This is a genomic window from Curtobacterium sp. BNK-1, assembly GCF_048685235.1.
Lineage (GTDB): Bacteria > Pseudomonadota > Gammaproteobacteria > Enterobacterales > Enterobacteriaceae > Pantoea > Pantoea agglomerans.
In genome coordinates, this window is the sequence record NZ_JBLQTJ010000001.1 from 122398 (window position 1) to 147389 (window position 24992).

The 24992-nt window shown below is 56.6% G+C and carries 24 protein-coding genes and 1 tRNA gene; 13 read left to right on the forward strand and 12 right to left on the reverse strand.

The window, feature by feature from the left end; all coding sequences use genetic code 11:
• Positions 1-9: 9 nt before the first annotated feature.
• From ACMGGP_RS00535 to ACMGGP_RS00545, 3 genes are all read left to right on the forward strand, one after another.
• Positions 10-882 (forward strand): carbohydrate ABC transporter permease, encoded by an 873-nt coding sequence (locus tag ACMGGP_RS00535; RefSeq protein WP_010252041.1) that lies wholly within the window; start codon positions 10-12, stop codon positions 880-882.
• Entirely contained in the window at positions 882-1697 is an 816-nt protein-coding gene (locus ACMGGP_RS00540; RefSeq protein WP_010252038.1) for a carbohydrate ABC transporter permease, read from the forward strand. The genes ACMGGP_RS00535 and ACMGGP_RS00540 overlap by 1 nt, the downstream gene beginning before the upstream one ends.
• Before the next feature lie 100 nt (positions 1698-1797).
• Complete coding sequence (locus ACMGGP_RS00545) at positions 1798-3132, forward strand: glycoside hydrolase family 28 protein (RefSeq protein WP_498798035.1); 1335 nt, start codon at positions 1798-1800, stop codon at positions 3130-3132.
• 1 nt (position 3133) lies between these two features.
• Here the strand turns inward: ACMGGP_RS00545 and ACMGGP_RS00550 are convergent, their stop codons facing one another.
• On the reverse strand, positions 3134-4204 hold the full coding sequence (locus tag ACMGGP_RS00550; RefSeq protein WP_033787519.1) for a tartrate dehydrogenase: 1071 nt from the start codon (positions 4202-4204) through the stop codon (positions 3134-3136).
• Between the two features lie 88 nt (positions 4205-4292).
• On the opposite strand from ACMGGP_RS00550, the gene ACMGGP_RS00555 reads away from it, so the two are divergent.
• Positions 4293-5207, forward strand: a complete 915-nt coding sequence (locus ACMGGP_RS00555) for a LysR family transcriptional regulator (protein ID WP_498798036.1) — start codon at positions 4293-4295, stop codon at positions 5205-5207.
• A gap of 201 nt (positions 5208-5408) precedes the next feature.
• Positions 5409-6503 carry a YncE family protein gene (locus tag ACMGGP_RS00560; protein WP_089414650.1) on the forward strand — a complete coding sequence of 365 codons (1095 nt, stop codon included), beginning with the start codon at positions 5409-5411 and terminating at the stop codon, positions 6501-6503.
• A gap of 30 nt (positions 6504-6533) precedes the next feature.
• Here ACMGGP_RS00560 and ACMGGP_RS00565 read toward each other — a convergent pair whose 3' ends face one another.
• The 4 genes from ACMGGP_RS00565 to ACMGGP_RS00580 form a co-directional block, all read right to left on the reverse strand.
• The gene (locus tag ACMGGP_RS00565; RefSeq protein ID WP_010252030.1) at positions 6534-6827 is read right to left on the reverse strand and encodes a DUF1330 domain-containing protein; all 294 of its coding nucleotides are present in this window, start codon (positions 6825-6827) and stop codon (positions 6534-6536) included.
• A 10-nt stretch (positions 6828-6837) separates the two neighbouring features.
• Positions 6838-7701, reverse strand: coding sequence for a glutathione-dependent disulfide-bond oxidoreductase (gene yghU / locus ACMGGP_RS00570; protein WP_010252027.1), 864 nt, complete (start codon positions 7699-7701; stop codon positions 6838-6840).
• Between the two features lie 218 nt (positions 7702-7919).
• Positions 7920-8798, reverse strand: a complete 879-nt coding sequence (locus ACMGGP_RS00575) for a sugar phosphate isomerase/epimerase family protein (protein ID WP_010252025.1) — start codon at positions 8796-8798, stop codon at positions 7920-7922.
• 18 nt (positions 8799-8816) lie between these two features.
• Positions 8817-9860 carry a Gfo/Idh/MocA family protein gene (locus ACMGGP_RS00580; RefSeq protein WP_010672024.1) on the reverse strand — a complete coding sequence of 348 codons (1044 nt, stop codon included), beginning with the start codon at positions 9858-9860 and terminating at the stop codon, positions 8817-8819.
• Between the two features lie 327 nt (positions 9861-10187).
• Between ACMGGP_RS00580 and ACMGGP_RS00585 the strand changes: the two genes are divergently transcribed.
• The 3 genes from ACMGGP_RS00585 (at position 10188) to ACMGGP_RS00595 (ending at position 13464) form a co-directional block, all read left to right on the forward strand.
• Entirely contained in the window at positions 10188-11216 is a 1029-nt protein-coding gene (locus ACMGGP_RS00585) for a LacI family DNA-binding transcriptional regulator (protein WP_498798037.1), read from the forward strand.
• A gap of 150 nt (positions 11217-11366) precedes the next feature.
• Positions 11367-12284: a TIM barrel protein gene (locus tag ACMGGP_RS00590; protein ID WP_111534508.1), complete on the forward strand. Its 918-nt coding sequence runs from the start codon at positions 11367-11369 to the stop codon at positions 12282-12284.
• A 10-nt stretch (positions 12285-12294) separates the two neighbouring features.
• Positions 12295-13464: a Gfo/Idh/MocA family protein gene (locus ACMGGP_RS00595; protein WP_033759601.1), complete on the forward strand. Its 1170-nt coding sequence runs from the start codon at positions 12295-12297 to the stop codon at positions 13462-13464.
• Between the two features lie 421 nt (positions 13465-13885).
• Here the strand turns inward: ACMGGP_RS00595 and ACMGGP_RS00600 are convergent.
• The 6 genes from ACMGGP_RS00600 to aspA form a co-directional block, all read right to left on the reverse strand.
• Positions 13886-13961 (reverse strand) — tRNA-Phe (locus ACMGGP_RS00600).
• A gap of 107 nt (positions 13962-14068) precedes the next feature.
• On the reverse strand, positions 14069-14644 hold the full coding sequence (gene dicD / locus ACMGGP_RS00605) for a division control transcriptional repressor DicD (protein WP_010252014.1): 576 nt from the start codon (positions 14642-14644) through the stop codon (positions 14069-14071).
• Between the two features lie 63 nt (positions 14645-14707).
• Positions 14708-16408 carry a protein-disulfide reductase DsbD gene (locus ACMGGP_RS00610; RefSeq protein ID WP_089414648.1) on the reverse strand — a complete coding sequence of 567 codons (1701 nt, stop codon included), beginning with the start codon at positions 16406-16408 and terminating at the stop codon, positions 14708-14710.
• Positions 16384-16698, reverse strand: coding sequence for a divalent cation tolerance protein CutA (gene cutA, locus ACMGGP_RS00615; protein ID WP_498798038.1), 315 nt, complete (start codon positions 16696-16698; stop codon positions 16384-16386). The genes ACMGGP_RS00610 and cutA overlap by 25 nt, the downstream gene beginning before the upstream one ends.
• Positions 16699-16763: 65 nt before the next feature.
• On the reverse strand, positions 16764-18065 hold the full coding sequence (locus ACMGGP_RS00620) for an anaerobic C4-dicarboxylate transporter (protein ID WP_498798039.1): 1302 nt from the start codon (positions 18063-18065) through the stop codon (positions 16764-16766).
• A gap of 111 nt (positions 18066-18176) precedes the next feature.
• Entirely contained in the window at positions 18177-19613 is a 1437-nt protein-coding gene (gene aspA, locus ACMGGP_RS00625) for an aspartate ammonia-lyase (protein WP_010251996.1), read from the reverse strand.
• Positions 19614-19821: 208 nt separating this feature from the next.
• Here aspA and ACMGGP_RS00630 point away from each other — a divergent pair, with 208 nt between their 5' ends.
• The 5 genes from ACMGGP_RS00630 (at position 19822) to ACMGGP_RS00650 (ending at position 23880) form a co-directional block, all read left to right on the forward strand.
• On the forward strand, positions 19822-20403 hold the full coding sequence (locus ACMGGP_RS00630; RefSeq protein ID WP_498798040.1) for an FxsA family protein: 582 nt from the start codon (positions 19822-19824) through the stop codon (positions 20401-20403).
• A gap of 460 nt (positions 20404-20863) precedes the next feature.
• Positions 20864-21157, forward strand: coding sequence for a co-chaperone GroES (locus ACMGGP_RS00635; protein ID WP_010251990.1), 294 nt, complete (start codon positions 20864-20866; stop codon positions 21155-21157).
• A 49-nt stretch (positions 21158-21206) separates the two neighbouring features.
• Positions 21207-22856 (forward strand): chaperonin GroEL, encoded by a 1650-nt coding sequence (gene groL / locus ACMGGP_RS00640; protein ID WP_010251987.1) that lies wholly within the window; start codon positions 21207-21209, stop codon positions 22854-22856.
• Positions 22857-23073: 217 nt separating this feature from the next.
• Positions 23074-23229, forward strand: coding sequence for a YegP family protein (locus ACMGGP_RS00645; protein ID WP_010251985.1), 156 nt, complete (start codon positions 23074-23076; stop codon positions 23227-23229).
• 303 nt (positions 23230-23532) lie between these two features.
• Positions 23533-23880: a DUF4156 domain-containing protein gene (locus tag ACMGGP_RS00650; protein ID WP_010251983.1), complete on the forward strand. Its 348-nt coding sequence runs from the start codon at positions 23533-23535 to the stop codon at positions 23878-23880.
• 53 nt (positions 23881-23933) lie between these two features.
• On the opposite strand, the gene epmB is transcribed toward ACMGGP_RS00650, so the two are convergent.
• The gene (epmB, locus tag ACMGGP_RS00655) at positions 23934-24962 is read right to left on the reverse strand and encodes an EF-P beta-lysylation protein EpmB (protein WP_498798041.1); all 1029 of its coding nucleotides are present in this window, start codon (positions 24960-24962) and stop codon (positions 23934-23936) included.
• Between the last annotated feature and the right edge of the window lie 30 nt (positions 24963-24992).

Here is a 24992-nt window from a genome sequence, read left to right on the forward strand (position 1 = left end):
AGTAGAGTTATGTTGAATTTAAGTGGCTGGCGTAATTTTCTCTATGTTCTGCCTGCGGTGCTGGTCTATGCGGTGTTTCTGCTGTTCCCGCTACTGGCCTCGCTGGGCATCAGTTTTACCGAATGGGACGGCACCTCGCTGCCGGTGTTTAGCGGCGTCAGCAACTATCTGCGGATGTTCAGCGATCCGGTGTTCTGGATTGCACTGGGCAATAACGCCATCCTGATGCTGTTCTATACCCTGTTGCCGATTGGCGTCGGCCTGCTGCTCTGCAGCTTTCTGTATGACACGCGCAACAACAGCGAACGCAGCGTGCTGCGCATTCTCTTTTTCCTGCCCTACATCATGCCGATGGCGGTGCTGGGCGTGGTGTGGCGCTGGCTCTATAACCCGGCGTTTGGTCCGATCGACCAGATATTACGCGCAATAGGATTGCCCCAGCTGGCACTCTCCTGGCTGGGTGATTTTACCTGGGCGCTGCCCGCCGTGGGTCTGGTCGCCACCTGGTACTTCTTCGGCTTCTGTCTGGTGCTGTTTATGGCGGGCCTGCAGCGCATGGATCCCTCACTGCTGGAAGCGGCCGATCTCGATGGCTCGTCGCGTCGCCAGAAGTTTATGCGCATTACGCTGCCAGGCCTGCGACCCGAGCTGCGGATTGCCCTGCTGCTGACGGTGATCGCCAGCCTGAAAGCCTTTGACCTGGTCTATGTGATGACGCAGGGCGGCCCGGGCACCTCCACCATGGTGACCAACATCTTTATGTATAAGCAGGGCTTTGATCTGCACTACTTTGGCTACGCCTCGTCGGTGGCGGTGTTCAGCATGGTCATTGTTTTAGGGATTAACTATCTGATCCATCTGGCCTTAAAGGAGCGTTACTGATGCGAAGCACGCCGGTGATTTCACGCGCGCTGATCTGGATCGTGGCGCTGATGACGATTCTGCCGTTCCTGATGGCGCTGATGACGTCGTTCAAAACCCAGATGGAGCTGTTTCAGGGGGTCTTCACGCTGCCCGCCTCGCTGAATTTCAAAAACTACCTGACCGCGTGGCAACAGGGACACTTCAACGTCTACTTCCTCAACTCGGTGCTGGTGGTGATTCCGGTGGTGCTGTTCAGCGTGCTGCTGGGCATTCTGGCCGGGTTCGGTTTCGCGTGGCTGAAAATCCCTGGTAAAAAAGTCATCGGAGCAATGCTGGCGCTGGGGATGGTGTTGCCGAGTGAAGCCTTTATCATTCCGCTCTATCACGAGCTGCGCTGGATGGGGCTGACCAACACCTATCTGGCGCTGATCCTGCCGCAAATCGCCCTGTCGCTGCCCTTTACCACGCTGATGATCGCCAGCGCTTTCCAGCAGGTGCCGAAAGAACTGGTGGAAGCGGCGGTAATGGATGGGGCATCGCGGGTCAAAATTCTGTGGGGCATTCTGGTGCCCGCTATCTGGCCGACCCTCTCAACGCTGGGGCTGCTGCTGTTTATCTGGACCTGGAATGAGTTCCTGATCCCGCTGATTCTGGTCAACAAGGATGAGTTACGCACACTGCCAATTGGCATGATGTTTTTCCAGAACAAAAACACCATCGACATTCCGGTGCTGATGGCGGGCGCGATGATTGTGATTATGCCGCTGATCGTGGTGTTCCTGATTTTCCAGCGCAAGTTCATCAGCGGCGTCACCGAAGGGGCCGTGAAGTAATCTGTGATAGCCCGCACGAAACGGCGCACTGGCGGCCAGACAAAGGTTTGCCGCGCCGTATCGTGCTGCAATTCCTCCTCCTCAATCCTGCGGGAGACGCATGATGCACCTTTCCCTTGCTGATTTTCACCCTGTCGCCGATGGCGAAACCCCGGACACGGCCGTGCTGCAACGCGCTATGGATCAGATTGCGGCGGCGGGCGGTGGCCGTCTGACCCTGCCTGCCGGGCGTTATCGCAGCGGCTGCCTGAATCTGCCCTCTGATTTTGAACTCCATCTTGAAGCGGGCGCGGTGCTGATCGCCAGTCAGCGGCTGGCTGATTACCAGGCGGTACAGGCGCTGAGCTGTGCTGAGAAGTCCCACAATGTGCTGCTCTATGCGCTGGGCCAGCGCAATATCACCATCAGCGGCACCGGCCGTATAGACGGTGACGGTGAAGCCTGGTTTGCCGCTGAGCGTGACGAGCAGGGCTATCGCCTGCCGCGTGCGGACCGGCCGCGGATCATTGTGTTTGAAGATTGCGAGCAGGTAACGCTGACCGCCTTTACCATCGTGCAGGCGCCAATGTGGACGGTGCATCTGGTGAGCTGTCGCCATGTGCATATCGACCACCTCACCATCGACAATGCCATGACCATGCCGAATACCGATGCGCTCGATATCGACAGCTGCGAAGCGGTGTTTGTCAGCAACAGCTATCTCAGTGCCGCCGATGATGCCATCTGCATCAAAACCACCCATAAACCGGCCGCGCTGCGTCGTCCGGCGCGGCAGATTATGATCACCAACTGCCTGCTGCGTAGCTACAGCTGCGCCTTTAAAATCGGCACTGAAACCTGGGATGATGTGGAAGATGTCACGGTGACCGGCTGCACCATTTTTGATTCCAACCGTGGCATCGGCATTCTGTCGCGTGACGGTGGCGCGATGCGGCGTCTGCTGTTCAGTAATCTGACTTTTGCCTGTCACCATGCGCCGCCCTGTCACTGGGGAAAAGCCGATCCGCTGCATATTTCGGTGCGCAGTCGCGATCCCGCCATTACGCCAGGCATCGTAGAGCAGGTGCAGTTCAGTAACGTTACGGGCGTGGCGGAAGGGGCGATTAACCTGCATGCGGCAGAACCGGGCTGGATACGCGATGTGGTCATCAGCCAGCTGCAGATGCGGCAGACCGTGGCACCGGTTGCACAGGGACACTATGACGTACGGCCGCCCTGTAACCCGGACTCCCCGACCGGCATGGGGCTGGATAACGCCTACAAACTTGACCCGAAAACCGGAGAAGCTTTTGGCGTAGAGCGCTATCCCGGCGGGCTGTCGGGCCTGTTCGCACGCGGGGTGGAGAACCTGCAACTGCACAGCCTGGCGATAATACGGCCGGAACCGTTACCGCCAGGCTGGCACCCCGAGTGCGTGGTGCAGTTGCCGGACTAAATCACAGCGCGGCGGCGATGGCCATACCGAGCTGTTCGGTGCTGGCGCTGCCGCCGAGATCGCGCGTCAGGTGCTCACCCGCTGCCAGCGTGCGTTCAATCGCGTCTAACACCGCATCACCTGCCGCTTTGTAGCCGAGGTGCTCCAGCATCATCGCGCCACACCAGATCTGTCCGATGGGATTGGCGACACCTTTACCGGCGATATCGGGCGCAGAACCGTGAACCGGTTCAAACAGGCTGGGGAACAGGCCTTCCGGGTTGATATTGGCCGAAGGGGCGATGCCGATAGTGCCGGTACAGGCCGGGCCGAGATCGGAGAGGATATCGCCAAACAGATTGCTGGCGACCACCACATCAAACCAGTCCGGATGCAGCACGAAGTTAGCGGTGAGAATATCGATGTGATACTTATCGACGCGAACATCGGGGAACTGACCGGCCATGGCTTCAACGCGGCTATCCCAGTAGGGCATGGTGATGGCAATGCCGTTCGATTTGGTGGCGGAGGTCAGGTGTTTCTTCGGCCGACTCTGCGCCAGCTGATAGGCAAACTTCAGGATGCGATCGACGCCGGTGCGCGTCATCACCGTCTCCTGAATCACCACTTCACGTTCGGTGCCGGGGAACATGGTGCCGCCGACGCTGGAGTATTCACCCTCAGTGTTTTCGCGTACCACATAGAAGTCGATATCGCCGGGCTGACGGTTCGCCAGCGGCGCTTTGACGCCTGGCATCAGTCGCACCGGACGCAGATTCACATATTGATCGAACTCCCGGCGGAACTGCAGCAGCGAGCCCCACAGTGAAACGTGGTCGGGCACCACATCGGGCCAGCCGACTGCGCCAAAATAGATCGCATCAAAGGCTTTCAGCTGTGGAAACCAGTCGTCAGGCAACATTTTGCCATGCTGCTGCCAGTAGTCGGCACTGGCGTAATCGAACCACTCCCAGCGCAGCGGAATGTTAAATTTCTCTGCGGCCGCATTCATTACACGGACGCCTTCCGGCATCACTTCTTTGCCGATGCCGTCGCCAGGGATCACGGCAACAGAGTGAATTTTGTCAGTCACAGGGTACCTTTCCGGTTGATGTTCGAATTGTGTACGCAGTATAACTGTCGCTTACGGGGAAATAATGAGCCTGAAAGGCAATCCAGTGTTGAATAAAAGTAGAGAATCCCGCACCTCCACCGATGATTTAGCCTTCTTTGTTCGCCTGGCTGCGCTGGATAGCCTGACTGCGGCGGCGCGCGAACTGGGACTGTCGCTGGCGGCGGTCAGCAAACGTCTGAGCCAGCTGGAACAGCGGCTTGGTGTGCAACTCCTGCGCCGCACCACGCGACGACTGGAGCTGACGCCGGAAGGGCGCCGTTATCTGGCGGGTGCGCGTCCGTTGCTGGATCAGCTGGCGGCACTGGAAGAGGCGGTCAGCGGCGAAACCGCTCAGTTGCGCGGCACACTTAACATCAACGCCTCATTTGGCTTTGGCCGTCGGCATATTGCGCCCTGCGTTTCGGCTTTTGCCGCGCTGCACCCGGAACTCTCGCTGTCGCTGCAGCTCAGCAGCCAGCCACTTAATTTTCTTGATGCCCACATGGATATTGATATCCGCGTCGGGGAACCGCCCGACTCACGGCTGGTGGCGCGCAAACTGCGTACCAATCCGCGCATTCTCTGCTGCTCACCCGCCTATGCCGCCCGGCACGGTCTGCCGGAGACAGTGCGCGATCTGGCACAACACAACTGCATTTTACTGCGCCAGCACGACAGCGATTTTACCCTGTGGCGACTGACCAGCGGCGAACAGAGCATCAATCAGAAAGTGCGCGGCAGTCTGATCACCAACGATGGCGAAGTGGCGATGCGGCTGGCGATGGATGGGCATGGCATCTTGCTGCGTTCCTGGTGGGACGCGCAGCACAGTCTGGCAACGGGCGAACTGCTGCCGGTATTACCCGACTGGCAGGCACCGGATGGCGATATTTTTGCGGTCTGGCAGGCGCAGCGTCAGCTTCCGGCGCGTATTACCGCATTTGTGGCGTTTCTGCAGAGCAATCTGCAATCGGTTGATTAGCCAGGCTTTTAAAGGCAGTTTCTGGCGCGGCCAGACGGCTGCGGACAATAAACATACCGCATTAAGCTGATTCGGTTGCGTCATCATGCCGCTGCGTTTACAGCGTTTTAGCGGCTGCGTATGATTCTTATTCTTTTTATTTCCAGCCTGTCCTCTGCGTTGTGGCCAGTCGGGAGCAGCAGGCAGATAGGGGAGTTAAGTATGAAAGCGTTGTTCAGTCCGCGTACAGCGGCACTTACACTGGCGATGGTGACCACCTTCAGCCTGACCGCGTGCCAGATGCCGGCGAAAAAAGTGGATGCCAGTGCGCCGGTGGTGATGCAGCCCTCCAGCCCGGATAACCTGATTCAGCGCGAGCTGGGTGAAGGTTTGTATGAGATGGCCTATCTGCCAGCAAAAAACGCCCTCTATGTCGCCAGCGCGCAGGGATTTAAAGATATCAGCGGCGGCATGATCTACCGTCTTGATGCTTCCACGCTGCAGAGCACCGGCGCGGGACACTTCGACCTGAAAAACTTTGGTCTGATCAGTGCGCCTGACGGCAGCGCACTCTACGCCACCAACACGCTGGATGGCGGTATCTCTAAAATCGATCCTGATAACGGTAAGGTGCTGAAGCGCCTGATGTTTGACGAGAAAAACGAGAAAGGCATGCCCTATGGCACGCGTGAAATCTTTCTGCATGACGGGCTGCTCTATGTCGGCGGCGTGGGCGATCCGGGCGTGATCTGGGTGGTTGATGCCAAAACCCTGACGCTGAGAACCCGGATAAAAAATGCCGGGAAGTGGGTCACAGGCATCATCTTCTCGCCGGTCAGCGACCGGATTTATGCGGCGAACGGCAGCGGGGAAATCCTGGTGATCAATCCGCGCAATAACAAAATCGAGCAGCGCCTGACGGCGGGTGACGGGCAGGAGTATCTGTTCCTGAATATGGCCGAGGATCCGGCAACCGGTCGCCTGTTTGTTACGGATAATTCAAAAGCGAAAAATACGCTGGTGTTTGATGAGCGCAGCGGCAAGGTCATTAAGCGTCTGAATCCGGGCGACTCACTGGGGATTAAGTTTAATGGCAAGCGCAATGAGATTTATATCAGCCAGCGCGAATCGAAGAAGGTGCTGCAGCTGGATGGCACCACCTATGAGGTGAAAAACAGCTGGTCATTTGATAGCCACCCCAACAGTCTGCTGGTCTCACCGGACGGGCAGACCCTGTTCGTCACCCTGAAGCAGGGCTTCAATGACGATCACAGCAGTCAGGGGCTGGATGGCGTGGCGCGTATCACACTGCAATAAAAAAAGGCGGCATCGCTGCCGCCTGAATCTTTACTTAGCCACACCTTCTACCAGCACCACGCGATAGTTCGCGCCTTTCAGACGGTGCGCTTTGGCAGCCTGATATTCCGGGCTGTCATACCAGGCATGTGCGGCTTCGCGGCTCGCGAATTCCAGAATCACCACGCCTTCTGCTTCCTGTCCTTCCAGCGTTTCCAGTTCGCCATAAAAGGCGAGAGGATTGATCTGGTGATCGCCGCGAGCCTCGCCCGCTTTCTCGGCATAGATCGCCATTTCGTCCTGGTTCAGGGTGTTATCACGAATAAATACAACATATGCACTCACAGGTCTCTCCTTAAGCTTTTTTATCCTGGGTTTTGGTATCGAAGTCAGCGGCATCATGACGCTCGTGCAGCTGATCGGCCGGGTCGCCCATGACACGGTTGACCTTGCGGCCACGAATCACAGCAGGTCGCAGCGCGATCTCTTTCGCCCAGCGCACTACATTTTTATAGGACTGCACATCCAGGAATTCGGCACCGCCATACTGGTCATTCAGCACCATGTTGCCGTACCACGGCCAGGTGGCGATATCAGCGATGGTGTAGTCATCACCGGCCAGATAGCGGTTATCTGCCAGCTGACGATCCAGCACGTCGAGCTGACGCTTCGCTTCCAGCGTGAAGCGGTTAATGGCGTACTCAATTTTTTCTGGCGCGTAGTGATAGAAATGACCGAAACCACCGCCGAGGTAAGGCGCTGAGCCCTGTAACCAGAAGAGCCAGTTCAGGGTTTCGGTGCGGCCAGCGATATCTTTCGGCAGGAAGTAGCCATACTTCTCCGCAAGATAGAGCAGGATGTTGCCCGATTCAAATACCCGAATCGGCGGCGTTGCTGAGTGGTCGCTCAGCGCCGGGATTTTCGAGTTCGGGTTTACGTCGACAAAACCGCTGGAGAACTGATCGCCTTCGCCGATACGGATCAGCCAGGCATCATATTCCGCATCGTTGACGTTAAGCGCCAGCAGTTCTTCCAGCAGGATGGTCACTTTCTGGCCGTTAGGCGTGCCAAGCGAATAGAGCTGTAAAGGATGCTTGCCGACCGGCAACGCTTTTTCATGGGTGGGACCAGCGAACGGACGATTAGTTTTAGCGCCGTTACCTTTGGCTTCAGGGTCCCAGGTCCAGACTTTTGCGGGCTGATATGCATTTTCCGACATAATGAAAGTTCGCCTTATGGTGTGGTATTGGTCTGGAGTGTAGCAGGTGCTGCGAAGGGGGTTTAACTCTGCTGGCTGCGCAAGGCCGTGCTGCAGGGGGCTGATGTCAGGCGGGCAGCGGCACAGGAGAAAAGTGAATAAAAGTGTGTCAGGCAGGTGGTTCGTTATCCTGAGCGGAGGTGGCCGTGCAGTCAGCAGCGACTGCACGGCAGGCAGGGTTACAGCAGTTCACGCTCAATCAGTTCGCGGGTTTCTACCGCCTGAACCTTCATCTTTTCCGGGTAGCCAAACAGAGACGCCGCGATGATCGGTTCACCGCCGACTTTATAACTGCGGGTGGCAAAGCCGGTGTCGCGCAGCGTTTTAAACAGGGTGTCGAAGTCCACTTCGCCTTCGCCCACGCCGACATGCTGGTGAATGGTGGCATCCACCCCTGGCGGGTTAACGATGTAGCGACAGTGTTTTGTATGGTTCATGGTGTCGGCGATCAGCATGTGTGACAGATCGTCACCGGCATACTCCAGCATCGGTTTCACATCACCTTTGCCTTTGTCATAAAAGAAAGTGTGTGGCGCGCTGTAGATATACTTCACGTTATCGCTGCGAAACGACTTCACGATATCCACGGTTTCGTTGTTCTCTTCGCAGAAATCCCATGGATGCGCCTGGATTTCGACGCGGATGCCTTCACGTTCGATGATTGGCAGCAGCTCTTCCATGGAGCGATAGAACATCTCTTCACAGATTTCCGGCTCGTTAGGCGTGCCGGAGAGCTCGGTGTTGATCACCTGCACACCCATCTCAACCGCGATCTCAATCATCCGCTTCCAGTTCTTCACCGCCGCCTGACGACGCAGCTCATCCGGGCCGGACCAGCGATAGACCACGATAAACGAGGAGATCTCCAGCCCGGTGGCGTTTAACGCATTCTTATACTCGGTGATGATTTCACGGCTGGCTTTAGGATGTTTATAAAACGGGTTGATCTGCGGATGCGGCGACTGTTCGATATATTTGTATCCCCAGTCGGCCACCTGATGAACCATACGGGTGATGCCTAAATCTTTAATCACATCCACATCAAAAGCGATTTTCATCTTTCTGCTCCGGGCACATTAAGGTTGCTGTTCTTCATTGAAGGTCACGCCAATCTGCTGCCTGACGTTGTCCATCGTGGCCAGGGTGGTAATCGCCTGGTCAAGCGAATGGATGGGTGAATCGATCCGGTTCTGACCGATACACCAGGCGAAATGGTTAATTTCATGACAGAGCTGTTCATAGCGGCTGGCAGGCTCCTGCCACTGCAGGCGATGACGCCGATCGCTGGAGGTCAGGGTGAAGTTACCAGGCGCATAGAACTGGCCCGCCAGTTCCAGCGTGGCCTCGCGTCCGGCGATCACCGCGCCGCCTGGCGTGTTGCTGAACAGGGTGGTATTCAGCACCGAATGCATGCCGTGCTGATGGGTAAACAGCATCGACGTCTGACCGTTTACACGCCCAGCCGGGACGGGCTGGCCCCGGGCGACGATCGTGTCAGGCGCACCGCCGCCAACAAACACGCTAAGCGCCACCAGATAGCTGCCCAGATCCAGCATCGGGCCGCCCGCCAGATCGGCGTTGAAGATGCGATGGTCTGGGGTGAAAAACTCGCCATGATCGGCAATCAGGGTGTGAACATCGCCGAGCACGCCATCCTCCAGCAGCTGACGGATAACGTCATATTTCGGTGTGAAGTTGCACCACATCGCCTCCATACAGAGCAGGTTCGCGGCAGCGGCGGCCAGTTTAAGCTGTGTCGCCTGCTGAGCATTCAGCGCCAGCGGCTTTTCAATCAGCAGATGCTTTCCGGCGGCAATCGCGCGCAGACCATCGGGAAAATGGTGGTTGTGGGGCGTAGCGATATAGACCGCATCAACATCCTCCCGCGCCAGCAGCACGTCGATACTGCCCGTGGCATGGCTGATTGACCATTTGTCGGCAAAGGCCTGCGCTTTTGCCGGGTCACGCGCAGCCACCGCCGTGATCTGCTGGTGGGTATGCTTGCGCAGTGCATGGGCAAAATGGTCGGCGATCCAGCCCGGCCCGATAATGCCCCAGCGCAACTGTGGTACCTGGCTGGCAGCGGTCAGGCGTGGAACCGGAAGCGTTGAAGGGAACATAACTTTTCCTTTTATACGTGCAGGCAGGTGCTGCTCAGGGCTCCACTATAGAAAGCCCGCCGTCGTCGCTCTAACCTTTTAATGATGTGATCCCATCAACCCGATCGGCGCAGGATTTTTATCCGTTTTAGCAAATGGGCGTTTTAAAGAGAACGCAGAAAGAAATGAATGTTTCATTTTGCGAGGACGATCAAGATTAACGCTGACTTTCTATCAAATAAATGAGAGGAAATGGCTGTGCCGCGATAGAGTGTTGATGTTTCAGACAACAGAATATATAGGCGTAGCCGTCAGCCAGCGCTACAGAAAGCAGAAGCAGGGAGAAGGATGATGTCAAAAGTGACGATGACCGCTATTGCGCAGGCGGCGGGCGTGGGCGTGGCCACCGTGGATCGGGTGCTGAATGGACGCGCGCCGGTGCGCAGCGTGACCGAGCAGAAAGTGCTGGCTGCGGCCCGCGAGCTGGGCTATCACCTGACGCAGGCACACATCCGGACAACATCGCCGCTCGCTGCGGCAACAGTTCGCGTGAGCTTTATCCTGCTGCCTGCCCGTTATTCGTTTTATCAGCAGCTAGGCGAGGTGCTGAAACAGCAGCTGAAGGCGCAGCAGCCACAGGGCAGCGAACCTGAATTCTGCTGGCATGATATTCATGAAGTGGAGGCGGTGGCGCACTCGCTGCGTCTGCTGGCACAGCGCAGTGATGTGATTGCGCTGGTGGCGCTGGATCATCCGCTGATTCGTCACGCGATTCAGGATGTGTCACGACTGGGCGTACGGGTTTACGCGCTCTTTTCTGATTTCTCGCCCTGTGAGCATGCGGGGTTTATCGGCATTGATAATCAGAAAGCGGGACGTACGGCGGCCTGGATGGCACAGCATCTGCTGCGTCAGCCGGGATGCGTTGGGGTGCTGCTGGGCGATCACCGCTTTACCTGCCAGGAGAGCAGCGAGATCAGTTTCCGCTCTTACCTGCGCGAGTCAGGCATCAGCCAGCGGGTACTGGAACCGTTAAAAACGCATGAGTCGGGTGAAGGAGGCTATCAGGCGACCCGGCAGTTGCTGGACACCCATGATGATCTGGTGATGATTTATGCGCCCTGCGGCGGCATAGAGGGTGTGGTGCGGGCGCTGCGTGACAGCGGGCGCAGACAGATCGATCTGCTGTGCCACGGTCCGCTGCCCGGCGATGAGCTGGCGCTGATTGATGGCACCATTACGCTGATGTTGCGCCATCGTATTGATGCCATGGCTGCGGCGGTGATCGCCACCTGCCTCAACAGCCGGATGGAACAGCGCGACCATTTTGCGCAGGTGACCGTACCCTTTGAAATCGTGACGCGTGAAAACCTGTAGAAAGAGCAGGTTAGTGGATATTTGATAGAAACCTATCATATAAAGAAATATTTAAACGCGATCTCTATCAAAAAATGAAACTTTCATTGTTGTCTGAGATGAAATTTTCATTTGATACTGCCAGTAGTTCTCACTGCACAGGCAGATATCATGACCTTTCACATTGCTAATGCGCCCTGTAGCTGGGGCGTGGACGATCCCGCTAATCCCTGGCTGCCGCCATGGCAGAAAGTCCTGACTGAAGCCGCTCTGGCTGGTTATCCCAGTATTGAACTTGGCCCCTGGGGCTATCTGCCAGCGGATGCAGCCGAACTGACGCGGCAGCTTAATGCGCATCAGCTTTCGCTGGTGGCGGGTACGATTTTTGATGATTTGGTCAGTGAAGCGCATTTCCCTGAACTGGTGACGCTGACCCACAACCTGTGCCGTACCCTGGCCAGCGTACCAGCCGCCGTCAAAACGCCCGGCGCCAGCGCGCCTTATCTGGTGATCATCGACTTCGGGAATCCGGAGCGGGCGAAATATGCCGGTCAGTCAGAAAAAGCGCCACGGCTCTCCGCTGACGACTGGCAGCGCATGATGCGACACATCACCATTCTCAGTGAGATTGCCTGGCAGGAGTATGGCGTGCGACCGGTGATCCATCCGCATGCGGGCGGCTGCATTGAGTTTGCCGATGAGCTTGCGCGGCTGGTCAGTGATATTCCGCATCAGGTGGCTGGTTTATGTCTGGATACCGGCCATCTCTATTACGCCGGGATGGATCCGGTCGCTTCACTGCAACAGTACTGGACCCGCATCGATTACCTCCACTTCAAAGACGTTAACCAGCGGGTCTGGCGAGACGCCCTCTCTCGCGGACTCGACTTTTTCACTGCCTGCGCGCAGGGGGTGATGTGTCCGCTGGGGCAGGGCGCAATTGACTATCCGGCGGTGCGCACGCTGCTGACTGAGCGTAACTATCAGGGCTGGATCACCATCGAACAGGAGCGTGATCCGCGCCATGCCGACACCAGTCTGCGGGATGTTAAAGCCAGCCTGGACTATCTCCGATCAACAGGATTTTGAGGACAACAGCATGATTAACGGTAAAAAAGCGGCTAATCGCTCGCTGCGCTGGGGCATGATCGGCGGCGGCGGCACCAGCCAGATTGGCTATATCCATCGCTCTGCGGCACAGCGTGACGGAAACTTTGTGCTGCTGGCGGGGGCGTTTGATATTGATGCCGCACGCGGGCGTGAGTTTGGTCAGGCGCTGGGTGTGGCACCGGACCGCTGTTATCCCGATTATGCCAGCCTGTTCGCCGGGGAAGCCGCGCGTGAAGATGGCATTGAGGCGGTGTCTGTCGCCACGCCTAATAATACTCATTTCGCCATTTGCCGCGCGGCGCTTAATGCCGGGCTGCATGTGGTGTGCGAGAAGCCCCTCTGTTTTACGGTCGAAGAGGCGGATGAGCTGGAGCAGCTGAGCCGGGAGAAGCAGAAGGTTGTTGGCGTCACCTACGGTTACGCCGGGCATCAGCTGGTTCATCAGGCCAGGGAGATGATCGCTGAAGGGGCTCTGGGTGAGATCCGCATCGTTAACATGCAGTTTGCCCACGGCTTCCATAATGAGGCGGTGGAGTTGCAGAGTGAAAGCACCCGCTGGCGGGTCGATCCGCGCTTTGTCGGCCCGAGTTACGTGTTAGGCGACCTGGCGACGCATCCTTTGTTTATCGCAGAAACGATGTTGCCACAGCTGAAAGTGACACGTCTGCTCTGTTCGCGTCAGAGCTTTGTCGCGTCGCGTGCGCCGCTGGAGGATAACGCCTTTGTGATGATGGAGTATGACAACGGCGCGGTCGGCACGTTATGGGCGTCGGCGGTGAATGCCGGATCGATGCACGGGCAGAAGATTCGGGTCGTCGGATCGAAAGCCAGTCTGGAATGGTGGGATGAGCAGCCGAACCAGTTGCGCTATGAAGTGCAGGGCGAGCCAGTGCGCATTCTGGAGCGCGGCATGGGCTATCTTAATCCGCGCGCGCTGGAAGAGGACCGCATTGGCGGAGGGCATACCGAGGGGTTATTTGAAGCCTGGTCCAATCTTTATCGTCGCTTCGCGCTGGCGATGGATGCCACCGATCGCCATGACACCGACTTCCTGCAGAATTTCTGGTATCCCGACGTGCATGCCGGATTAATGGGCGTGCGCTGGGTCGCGCAGTGCGTGAAATCGGCGGATGCCGGTGCAGTGTGGGTGGCGTGCTGAAGCAGAGGGCGAGCCACAGGATGTGGCGAGTGTATCGAACCTTCGATAACGGGTTCGCTCCACAAAAGCAAAAACCCGCCAGAGGCGGGTTCTTTAAATATGGTGCCCGAACCCGGACAAAAATGCCGGGAGCATTTTTGCATCGCGCGGCTTCGCGCGACCCGGAGGGCGAGCCACAGGATGTGGCGAGTGTATCGAACCTTCGATAACGGGTTCGCTCCACAAAAGCAAAAAACCCGCCAGAGGCGGGTTCTTTAAATATGGTGCCCGAACCCGGACAAAAATGCCGGGAGCATTTTTGCATCGCGCGGCTTCGCGCGACCCGGAGGGTGAGCCACAGGATGTGGCGAGTGTATCGAACCTTCGATAACGGGTTCGCTCCACAAAAGCAAAAACCCGCCAGAGGCGGGTTCTTTAAATATGGTGCCCGAACCCGGAATCGAACCAGGGACACGGGGATTTTCAATCCCCTGCTCTACCGACTGAGCTATTCGGGCAACGGGGCGCATTAAACCGTAAAGGCCGCGGGTCGTCAACGGCTTTCACTAAAAAACCCCTGGAAACGTGACTGATTGCCTGATTTTCAGTCAAAGCGGGTAAAACCTCAGGCCAGCGCGCCATTTTTACGGCACAGCGCGATGCTGTAAACATCCTCCGCCAGCCGCTGTGCGGTGGCGACATCCTGCACATTGCGCTTCACCAGCAGCTTGCTGAGGCAGCCTTCAAGAATCAGCTCCATCTGATCGGCCACCATGCTGGGGTTGTCCAGCGCCTGCTCCACCAGAATGTCGTGGGTGAACTGCCATGAGCCGCGTTTCTGCTGTTCGGCCAGTTGATGGATGGGCTGATCGGGCTGCGGGTAGAAGCTACAGGCGGCAATAAACAGGCAGCCTGGAAAGCGTCCTTTGCTGACCTGCTCACTCAGGACCTCATAGCGTGCCATCAGCTTCTGGTCGGGCGACAGCGATTCATCCAGCAGGATCTGGCGTCGCCAGGTATCAATCTGCTGCCCGTGATAGCGCAGTGCATCGTAGAGCAGGGCGTCACGATCGGGCCAGAACTGCTGAAGCTGGTCACGGGTTAATTCGGATCCCGCCAGGGTTTCCAATGAGAGGGTGGCGGCGAGGCCGTTCTGTTCAAGCACATTCAATGCATGCTCGAGTATCTGTTCACGCTGCAAGTGACTCTCCTCTGGTATGCAGGCCCGGTAAGGCACCGGGCAATGACCTGACTCCAGTGTTGTTTACGGGGTAAGTTTCTGCAAATGCGCCCGGAAGTCGGCGGCATTGAGAAACCCGGTGATGCGCGATCCGGCGATTTCGCGGCCCTGCGCATCAAAGAACAAAATCGTCGGTAAGCCCAGCACCTGAAGGTGCTGCAACAGCGCGTTGTCACTGGCGTTGTTGGCGGTGACGTTAGCCTGGAGCAGCTGTACCTGACTCAGGCTATCGCGCACGGCGCTGTCACTAAAGGTATATTTTTCAAACTCTTTGCAGGCGACGCACCAGTCAGCGTAGAGATCGACCATGGTGATGCGGCCACGGGCCTGCTGCAGCGCGCTATCGAGCTGCTGCGGCGTCTGGATAGTATGGAACGGCAGCGGTGCCACAGCCTGCTGCTGCGCCGGTCCGTCAAAGGCCCAGTCCTGCAACGGGCGTGCGCTGATCAACGCAGCGGCCAGCATGATAATCTGCACTACGCGCCACTTACCGCTGCTGGCGCGCAGGCTGACGCTGAACGCCCAGCCAAAGAACGCGACGCCGAGCAGGCTCCAGAGCCGCAATCCCCACGCATCGCCCAGCACCCGCTCCAGCAGGAAGACCGGCAGCGCCAGGATGACAAAACCAAAGCCCTCTTTAACGGTTTGCATCCACGGGCCGCTTTTTGGCAGCAGCCGGTTGCCAAACAGGGTCACGGCGATCAGCGGTAATCCCATTCCGACCGCATAGAGCCACAGCGTCCCGGCACCGGCCCACAGATTTCCGCTCTGCGCGATGTAAAGCAGAATGGCGCTGAGCGGGGCCGTGGTGCATGGCGAGCAGATCAAACCCGCCAGTGCCCCCATCAGGAAGACGCCGGGCAGCGAGCCACCCTGCTGACGATTACTCCACAGGGTCAGGCGGGTTTGCAGGCTGGCGGGCAGTTGCAGCGTAAACAGGCCGAACATCGACAGCGCCAGCACGATAAACAGCAGTGAGAGCGTGAACAGCACATAAGGATGCTGCAACGCGGCCTGGAAGCGCAGGCCCGCTGCCGCGACGACTACTCCCAGCAGCGTGTAGGTCAGCGCCATCCCCTGCACATAGACCATCGCCAGCGCGAACAGCCGGCCCAGCGAATAGTGGCGCTGTCCGCCAAGGATAATGCCGGAGATCAGCGGATACATCGGCAGTACGCAGGGCGTAAACGCGACACCGATACCAATCAGTAGCGCCCAGAGCGGCGAGAAAGGCAGCGGGCTGGCGGGCGCGGGCTGAGCGCTGACCGGCGGCGGTGCGCTGCTGGCGGTCACCGCACTTACCGGAACGCTGCGCGTTTCTGGCGGATAACAGAATCCGGCGGCGGCACAGCCCTGATAAGTCACACTGAGCGTGGCGCCGCTGGCCGCCTGTTGCAGCGTCACCGGCAGCGTCAGATCCTGCGGATAGATTTCACTTTTGCCGAAGAATTCATCTTCATGCGGCTGACCAGCCGGCAGCGTTAACGGCGCGATGGTCGCGTTCTGCGGTGTGATGTGGATCTGCTGGCGATAGAGGTAATAACCCGATTTCACTTTCCAGTGCAGGTTGAGCTGCGCGCCCTGCTGGTCGAAGTCAAAAGTAAAGGCCTGATCAACCGGCACAAAGCGACTGGTCGTCGGATTTGAAAAGAGTGAAGCGTGCGCCTGCAGGCCGATAAACAGCGTCAGCAGAAGCGTAATTAAGCGAGAGATGCGTGCAGCCATGACAAGTATTCACTGTCTCCATATTGAACCGGCAGCGCCAGCAGTTCGGGCACATCGTAAGGGTGAGCGTCTTTGAGCAGATCACACAGCGACTGCTGATGATCGCTGTCGCATTTCAGCAGCATCTGGACTTCGCTGCTCTGCTCCATTTTTCCCTGCCAGAGATACCAGGAGGTGGCGCCCGGCAGCAGTGTGACACAGGCCGCCAGCCTGGCTTCCAGCGCTAAGCCAGCAAGGTGCTCCGCCGTGACCTGATCGGGTGTGGTGCAGAGGATAACGACAGCATTCATCCTGTAACTCCTGTTTTAAAGAGCGCCGATGATAGCACGCTCCATCCGTAACACGAGGAGTGCGCTTATAGCAGCAATCCGCCAAAAACGAAGCCAGAGAGCACCGACAGCGCAATGGCGATCACGCCGGGAATGATAAAGGCATGGTTAAACACATACTTGCCAATCCGGGTCGAACCCGTGTCATCCATCTCAACGGCGGCCAGCAGGGTCGGGTAGGTCGGCAGCACAAACAGCGCCGAAACCGCCGCGAAGGAAGCGATGGCAGTAAGCGGCGTAACGCCCAGCAGCAGCGCGGCGGGCATCAGCGCTTTGGTGGTCGCAGCCTGCGAGTAGAGCAGCATCGAGGCGAAGAACAGCACCAGCGCCAGCATCCACGGATAGGTTTTCAGCGTGTCGCCCGCCAGCATCTGAATCTCCGCCAGATGTGCCTTCACAAAGGTATCGCCCAGCCAGGCGACGCCCATTACGCAGATACAGGCGCTCATGCCGGACTTAAAGGTGCTGGCGCTGAGGATTTCGCTGGTGTCGAGTTTGCAGGTCAGGCTGATCAGCGTGGCGATGGTCAGCATAAACACCACAATCGCTTCATTGCGTGGCAGTGGCGGATTGACGATCAGCCCGACGCTGGCGCTGGTCGCGGTGGCATAAAGCACCACGGCCACAATGCCCGTCAGAAACAGCAGCACCGATTTTTTCGCGCCCGGTTTTGCCTGGTAGAGGCTGGCGCCGCGCAGCGTGACTTCGCCTTTGGCGAGGCGCGCCTGATAGACCTCATCATCCTTTAGCTCACGGCCTAAGAAGTTAGTCACCAGAGCCGCCAGGAAAAGGCCCACCATGGTTGAGGGGATGGCAATCGCCAGCAGCGTGATATAGCTGACGCCGCGCGGCTCAAGCAGGGTGGCGAAGAAAACCACTGCGGCTGAAATGGGTGATGCGGTAATCGCGATCTGCGAAGCCACTACCGCAATCGACAGCGGCCGGGAAGGGCGAACGCCTTGCTCTTTCGCCACTTCGGCAATCACCGGTAATGTTGAGAACGCGGTGTGTCCGGTACCGGCCAGCAGCGTCATCAGGTAGGTCACCAGCGGGGCCAGCAGCGTAACGTGGCGAGGATGGCGGCGCAGCAGGCGTTCCGCCAGACTCACCAGATAATCCATGCCGCCTGCCACCTGCATGGCGGCTATCGCGGCGATCACCGCCATGATGATTTCAATCACATCGAACGGAATAGCACCGGGTGCCATGCCAAATCCCAGCGTCAGGATCAGCACGCCCATTCCGCCTGCGAACCCGATACTAATGCCGCCAAGACGTGCGCCCAACCAGATCGCCATCAAGACGATAAGCAGCTCAACCACAAACATGAATGACTCCTGAAAGATAAACCGGTAATAGCCGGGTGTGCTGTTTAACAAAAAAAAAGGCACACCGTGTTGATCGCGGTGTGCCTTTGGTTAACCAGCGTCGGTTAAACCTTACTGTTCGTTTTCATCAGTATAACGTTTGGCTTTATAAACCGGGTACATCAGGTTCTGCACCGAGAAGATATCGTCCAGCTCACTTTCCGTCAGCAGGCCGCGCTCCAGCACGACCTCACGTACGCTTTTACCGGTTTCCGCACAGATTTTACCGACGATGTCGCCGTTGTGGTGGCCGATGTAAGGGTTGAGGTAAGTCACGATACCAATCGAGTTGAAGACATAGGCTTCGCACACTGCGCGGTTGGCGGTAATGCCGTTGATGCACTTCTCCAGCAGGTTATAGCAGGCGTTAGTCAGAATGCTGATCGACTCAAACAGCGCCTGGCCAATCACCGGCTCCATCACGTTGAGCTGCAGCTGGCCCGCTTCAGAGGCCATCGTCACGGTGATGTCGTTGCCAATCACTTTGAAGCAGACCTGGTTTACCACCTCCGGTACAACCGGATTGACCTTGGCGGGCATGATAGAGGAACCCGCCTGCAGCTCTGGCAGGTTGATTTCATTCAGACCAGCACGCGGGCCTGAGGAGAGCAGGCGCAGATCGTTACAGATTTTAGAGAGCTTCACCGCCAGACGTTTCAGCGATGAATGGACCATCACATAGGCGCCGCAGTCGGAGGTTGCTTCAATCAGATCTTCCGCTGGCACCACCGGCAGGTTGCTGACTTCCGCCAGACGCTGTACCGCCAGATGCTGATAGCCTTCCGGCGTATTGAGGCGGGTGCCGATGGCGGTCGCGCCCAGGTTCACTTCCAGCAGCAGTTCCGCGGTGCGCAGAATGCTTTTGGTCTCTTCGTTCAGCAGTACGCTGAAGGCGTGAAATTCCTGCCCGAGGGTCATCGGCACGGCATCCTGCAACTGGGTACGGCCCATTTTCAGGATGGTCTGGAACTCATCGGCTTTGTGCTGGAAGCCTTCGGCCAGCTGGCTGATGCCATCAAGCAGTTTCAGTAGCGAGCTGTAGACCGCGATGCGGAAACCGGTTGGGTAAGCGTCGTTGGTGGACTGGCATTTGTTCACATGATCGTTGGGGTTGAGGTACTGATATTCCCCTTTCTGGTGGCCCATCAGCTCCAGGCCGATGTTCGCCAGCACTTCATTGGTGTTCATGTTGACCGAGGTTCCGGCACCGCCCTGATAAACATCCACGGGGAACTGGTCCATGCAGCGGCCGTTGTTGAGCACTTCGTCGCAGGCCTTAATGATGGTATCGGCAATGTTGCGCGGGATGGTCTGCAGCTCTTTGTTGGCCATCGCCGCCGCTTTTTTTACCATCACCATGCCGCGGACAAATTCAGGTATGTCGCTGATTTTGCTGTTGCTGATATAAAAATTCTCAATCGCACGCAGAGTATGAACGCCATAATAGGCATCCGCCGGAACTTCGCGCATACCTAACAGGTCTTCTTCGATACGAATGTTGTTCGCCATGATAACCTTCTTGTTGTTGCCGCTAACCATCACAAAGGATGTGTTTATTTTGTCGTGGTGTACCCGTGCCGACATATTATCCGTCTTCATAGGGGCGTGTGCGATCATATTCTGATGCATATGAAAAGCACGCATGCAGATCACTTAATGCTGCAGCCTGGTTAACGATATGTGAAGTTGGTTACAAAATTAACCCCGCAGGTTAAATTTGACAGGAACGGTTGAAAATGGCGGTGCGGGTGCCCATCTCTTTTCTTATCATCCTCAGGATGAACGCTTTCTGCTGACCGGCACGCTGCCGTTCAGCCTCTACTTACAGGAGAGTACGGTGCGCTGGATACCGTTATTAGTCTTTTTCGTTCTGGCCTGGATTGAGATTTCCCTCTTCATTCAGGTTGCACACGTCATGGGCGTGCTGCTTACCATGCTGCTGGTGGTCTTCACCTCGTGCATCGGCGTCTCGCTGGTCAAAAATCAGGGCATGAAAAACTTTATGCTGATGCAGGAGAAGCTGGCACGTAATGAAAGCCCGGCCAATGAGATGATCAAAAGCGTGTCGCTGATCATCGCCGGTTTCCTGCTGCTGCTGCCTGGTTTCTTTACCGACCTGCTGGGCCTGCTGCTGCTGCTGCCACCGGTGCAGAAACATCTGACGCTGAAGCTGATGCCTCATCTGCGCGTCTGGCGGGGACCGGGAGCCGGTCCAGACAGCGGCTACACCATGGATGGCGAGTTCGAGCGTAAAGACAGCGATCGCCTTGAGCATCATGACGATCACAAGGATCGTTAACCGCAGCTGTCACCTTTGAAAGCGCAACCCTCGGGTTGCGTGAGATTGTTGAAAAACCTGACCCGGCCAGCTGTGAGACCGGAGCCGCACAGGGAACAGGGTCAGATCGGAAAGTCGCAAAATCGTCATCCATGACTGCTCGGCCCGCGCCATCCGTGGCGCGGGACGCTTTCCTCTTCTGACCCTGTTTCCTGCGCCCTGAGCTTAGCCGTTGCTGCCAGGGTTATCCTGTTCTGAGTTTGTCAGCACGCTGGCGCAACCTTCGGGTTGCGTTTTTTATTTGCCCCATCATCTGTTCAAAAAGCCATCACTTATCACTCACAGGTAAAAAATTTGTTGTCCGCCCCCTTGAAAGTGGGTGGCAGCGGCCCTATCTCTCTGGTCACGAGGCCGGAAGCCATGCAGCCCGGTGTTCAACCCCAAAACTGAATGATTGGACTTCTCAAAGGAGAGCTATCAAATGAAAATTCGTCCATTGCACGATCGCGTTATCGTCAAGCGTAAAGAAGTTGAAGCTAAATCAGCTGGCGGCATCGTGCTGACCGGTTCCGCAGCCGGTAAATCCACCCGTGGTGAAGTACTGGCTGTCGGCAATGGCCGCATCCTTGAGAGTGGCGACATTAAGCCGCTGGACGTGAAGGTTGGCGACATCGTGATCTTCAGCGAAGGTTACGGCGCGAAAACCGAGAAAATCGACAACGAAGAGGTGCTTATCATCTCTGAGAGCGACATTCTGGCCGTTGTTGAAGCGTAATTTTTACGCGTAATTCACTGAACGAAACGAATTTAAGGGATATTTAAAGATGGCAGCTAAAGACGTAAAATTCGGTAATGACGCACGCGTAAAAATGCTGCGTGGCGTGAACGTACTGGCAGATGCAGTAAAAGTTACCCTGGGTCCTAAAGGCCGTAACGTAGTCCTGGATAAATCTTTTGGTGCACCGACCATCACTAAAGATGGTGTTTCTGTGGCACGTGAAATCGAGCTGGAAGACAAGTTCGAGAACATGGGCGCGCAGATGGTGAAAGAAGTTGCCTCTAAAGCGAACGACGCTGCGGGCGACGGTACCACCACTGCAACCGTACTGGCACAGTCTATCATCACCGAAGGCCTGAAAGCGGTCGCAGCGGGTATGAACCCGATGGACCTGAAGCGCGGTATTGACCAGGCTGTTATCGCTGCAGTTGAGAAACTGAAAGCGCTGTCTGTTCCTTGCTCTGACTCTAAAGCGATTGCGCAGGTAGGTACTATCTCTGCTAACTCCGATGAAACCGTGGGCCAGCTGATTGCTCAGGCGATGGAGAAAGTGGGTAAAGAAGGTGTGATCACCGTTGAAGAAGGCACCGGCCTGCAGGATGAGCTGGATGTGGTTGAAGGTATGCAGTTTGATCGCGGCTACCTGTCACCTTACTTCATCAACAAGCCAGAAACCGGTGCGATTGAACTGGAATCTCCGTTCATCCTGCTGGCTGACAAGAAAATCTCTAACATCCGTGAAATGCTGCCAGTGCTGGAAGCCGTTGCGAAAGCCGGCAAACCACTGCTGATCATCGCGGAAGATGTTGAAGGCGAAGCGCTGGCAACACTGGTGGTTAACACCATGCGCGGCATCGTGAAAGTGGCTGCGGTTAAAGCACCAGGCTTCGGCGACCGTCGTAAAGCTATGCTGCAGGATATCGCTATCCTGACCGGTGGTACCGTAATCTCTGAAGAGATCGGTATGGAACTGGAGAAAGCGGCTCTGGAAGATCTGGGCCAGGCAAAACGCGTTGTGATCAACAAAGACACCACCACCATCATCGACGGTGTGGGTGAAGAAGCGACAATTCAGGGCCGTGTAACCCAGATTCGTCAGCAGATCGAAGAAGCAACGTCTGACTACGACAAAGAAAAACTGCAGGAACGCGTAGCGAAACTGGCAGGCGGCGTAGCCGTTCTGAAAGTAGGCGCAGCAACTGAAGTTGAAATGAAAGAGAAGAAAGCCCGCGTTGAAGATGCGCTGCACGCAACCCGTGCTGCTGTAGAAGAAGGTGTGGTTGCTGGTGGTGGTGTGGCGCTGGTTCGCGTGGCAGCACAGCTGGTTGATCTGCGTGGTCAGAACGAAGATCAGAACGTCGGTATCAAAGTTGCGCTGCGCGCGATGGAATCTCCACTGCGTCAGATCGTTTCTAACGCCGGTGAAGAGCCATCTGTTGTCGCTAACAACGTGAAAGCGGGCGACGGTAACTACGGTTACAACGCGCAGACTGAAGAGTACGGCAACATGATCGACTTCGGTATCCTGGACCCAACCAAAGTGACCCGTTCTGCTCTGCAGTACGCGGCCTCTGTTGCGGGTCTGATGATCACGACCGAATGTATGGTCACTGACCTGCCAAAAGGCGACGCACCTGATTTAGGCGGCGGCGCTGGCGGTATGGGTGGCATGGGCGGTATGGGCGGCATGATGTAATTGCCGTTGACTGCTTAAGTCATCAAAGAACCCCCGATCGGAAACGGTCGGGGGTTTTTCTTTTTCAGCGTCTGAATGCTGGCAGCAGCAGGAAAAACCCATTAACTTTTTTTATGTTCTGCATCATGGTTTAGTCAGGGCGGGATGCTCTAACGTGGATCCCGGCGCAAAATAGCGCGCTCTGAAAGGGATAAACAACAGATTAAGGAAAATTAAAATGCACGATAAATGGGAATTTTATAAGGACGAAGCACACAAGTGGCGCTGGAGAAGAACGGCGCCCAACGGCAATATTACCGGCGCCGCCAGTCAGGGCTACGTTAACAAAGCCGATTGCATCGAAAATGCACGACGTAATGGCTACACCGGTTAAGGGCATCACGCTCTGACATCACCCCCGATCGGAAACGGTCGGGGGTTTTTCTTTTGGGTGGGAAAATAGTATAAGTAAGGCGCAATCGTTCGTCTTTCCTCTTGATATGTCACGCTGTCTGCGGCTGCGCCGACTGATCGACTGGCTTCATTTTATTCACCAGCATCGGCACGCTTGCCAGCCTGCAAGCGGCGTGAAATATTGAGACGATATAACGGGATAAGGGCAATGAATGTGCAGAAAGAAAAATCCTTTTTCTGCTACGCTGCCACCCGACTCTGATGATAATAAATGGGGATTACAATGCGGATTAACCTCTTGCTCGGACTGACGGCTGGCGCGTTATTGCTGGCGGGCTGCAGCAGCTCTACGCAACTCTCTTCAGCAGGACAGCGCGTAACGTTTACCGATCAGCAGCCTGGCAATACCTGTCAGCTTCTGGGCAATATTACCGGCTCACAGAGCAACTGGCTGAGCGGTGCAGGCGGCGAAACCAGCGCACTGCGTGGCGCAGCTAACGACCTGCGCAATCGCGCAGCGGAGATGGGCGGTAACGTGATTTATGGAGCAACCAGTCCGACGCAGAACCTGTTGTCCGCGTTTGCGCCACTCGACAGCAAAATGACCGGCCAGGTCTACAAGTGCCCATAATGTGAATCAGGCAGTCTGCCAAATTGAACCGGCCAGCCTTGTGCTGGCCGTTTTTATTCCTGACGTAACTGTAAATCTAACGGTGTTTTACTTGGCTCTCCGCCAATTTCACGCGCCAGCTTTGGCACCAGATAGCCGGAGACCTGTGACAGTAATGCACGCACCAGCTGGCGGGCCTCGTCATCTGACACAAAGAAATGCGCCGCACCCTGTACCTTATCCAGCACGTGCAGATAGTAGGGCAGAATGCCGGCATCAAATAGCGCATTGCTCAGGGTGGCCAGCGTCTGCGCATTATCGTTGATGCCACGCAACAGGACGCTCTGATTCAGCAGGGTGACACCGGCACGCTTCAGGCTGCTCATCGCCTCATGCAGCTCATCATCAATCTCCTGCGCATGGTTGATGTGCGTCACCATCACCACCTGCAGATGCGTCTCGCTGAGCATCTGACAGAGCTGATCGGTAATGCGCGCCGGTATCACCACCGGTAAACGGCTGTGGATGCGCAGACGTTTCAGATGCGGGATCTGTTCCAGCGCGGCGATAAGCCAGGCGAGCTCATGATCTTTCGCCATCAGCGGATCGCCGCCGGAGAAAATGATCTCATCCAGCTCGGGATGATTGGCGATATAGTCCAGTGCAGCCTGCCAGCTACGCTTATTGCCGGGATTATCCTGATAGGGGAAATGACGACGGAAGCAGTAGCGACAGTTGACGGCGCAGCCGCCTTTTACCAACAATAAAGCCCGGTTTCGGTATTTATGCAGCAATCCAGGTACAACGTTGCTTTGTTCATCGAGCGGATCGGTGCTATAACCTGGCGCATCAGTGAATTCCTGGCGGCGGGTCAGTACCTGAAGCAGCAGCGGGTCGTGCGCATCGCCTTTTTTCATCCGGCGGATGAACGCATGCGGTACACGTAAGGCGAAAAGACGCCGCGCATCCGCACCTTCAGCCAGCTCAGTGTGCTGATCAAGGGCTAAAATCCGCAGTAATTCATCAGGTTCGGTGACAACATCCGCAAGTTGCTGCAACCAATCTTCTCTGGAAGGTGTTTTTAGGGTTACAATGTGTGCCATTTTTTTGGCTTAGTACCAGTGTCAATTTTC

What these genes read in the sequence shown, in the direction of transcription:
- ACMGGP_RS00645 (WP_010251985.1), top strand. Translation starts at nt 23,074, where the DNA reads ATGCACGATAAATGGGAATTTTATAAGGACGAAGCACACAAGTGGCGC.
- ACMGGP_RS00535 (WP_010252041.1), top strand. Translation starts at nt 10, where the DNA reads ATGTTGAATTTAAGTGGCTGGCGTAATTTTCTCTATGTTCTGCCTGCG.
- ACMGGP_RS00635 (WP_010251990.1), top strand. Translation starts at nt 20,864, where the DNA reads ATGAAAATTCGTCCATTGCACGATCGCGTTATCGTCAAGCGTAAAGAA.
- groL (WP_010251987.1), top strand. Translation starts at nt 21,207, where the DNA reads ATGGCAGCTAAAGACGTAAAATTCGGTAATGACGCACGCGTAAAAATG.
- ACMGGP_RS00545 (WP_498798035.1), top strand. Translation starts at nt 1,798, where the DNA reads ATGATGCACCTTTCCCTTGCTGATTTTCACCCTGTCGCCGATGGCGAA.
- ACMGGP_RS00540 (WP_010252038.1), top strand. Translation starts at nt 882, where the DNA reads ATGCGAAGCACGCCGGTGATTTCACGCGCGCTGATCTGGATCGTGGCG.
- ACMGGP_RS00650 (WP_010251983.1), top strand. Translation starts at nt 23,533, where the DNA reads ATGCGGATTAACCTCTTGCTCGGACTGACGGCTGGCGCGTTATTGCTG.
- yghU (WP_010252027.1), bottom strand. Translation starts at nt 7,701, where the DNA reads ATGTCGGAAAATGCATATCAGCCCGCAAAAGTCTGGACCTGGGACCCT.
- ACMGGP_RS00575 (WP_010252025.1), bottom strand. Translation starts at nt 8,798, where the DNA reads ATGAAAATCGCTTTTGATGTGGATGTGATTAAAGATTTAGGCATCACC.
- ACMGGP_RS00595 (WP_033759601.1), top strand. Translation starts at nt 12,295, where the DNA reads ATGATTAACGGTAAAAAAGCGGCTAATCGCTCGCTGCGCTGGGGCATG.
- ACMGGP_RS00590 (WP_111534508.1), top strand. Translation starts at nt 11,367, where the DNA reads ATGACCTTTCACATTGCTAATGCGCCCTGTAGCTGGGGCGTGGACGAT.
- epmB (WP_498798041.1), bottom strand. Translation starts at nt 24,962, where the DNA reads ATGGCACACATTGTAACCCTAAAAACACCTTCCAGAGAAGATTGGTTG.
- ACMGGP_RS00610 (WP_089414648.1), bottom strand. Translation starts at nt 16,408, where the DNA reads ATGGCTGCACGCATCTCTCGCTTAATTACGCTTCTGCTGACGCTGTTT.
- ACMGGP_RS00560 (WP_089414650.1), top strand. Translation starts at nt 5,409, where the DNA reads ATGAAAGCGTTGTTCAGTCCGCGTACAGCGGCACTTACACTGGCGATG.
- aspA (WP_010251996.1), bottom strand. Translation starts at nt 19,613, where the DNA reads ATGGCGAACAACATTCGTATCGAAGAAGACCTGTTAGGTATGCGCGAA.
- ACMGGP_RS00580 (WP_010672024.1), bottom strand. Translation starts at nt 9,860, where the DNA reads ATGTTCCCTTCAACGCTTCCGGTTCCACGCCTGACCGCTGCCAGCCAG.
- cutA (WP_498798038.1), bottom strand. Translation starts at nt 16,698, where the DNA reads ATGAATGCTGTCGTTATCCTCTGCACCACACCCGATCAGGTCACGGCG.
- ACMGGP_RS00585 (WP_498798037.1), top strand. Translation starts at nt 10,188, where the DNA reads ATGATGTCAAAAGTGACGATGACCGCTATTGCGCAGGCGGCGGGCGTG.
- ACMGGP_RS00620 (WP_498798039.1), bottom strand. Translation starts at nt 18,065, where the DNA reads ATGTTTGTGGTTGAGCTGCTTATCGTCTTGATGGCGATCTGGTTGGGC.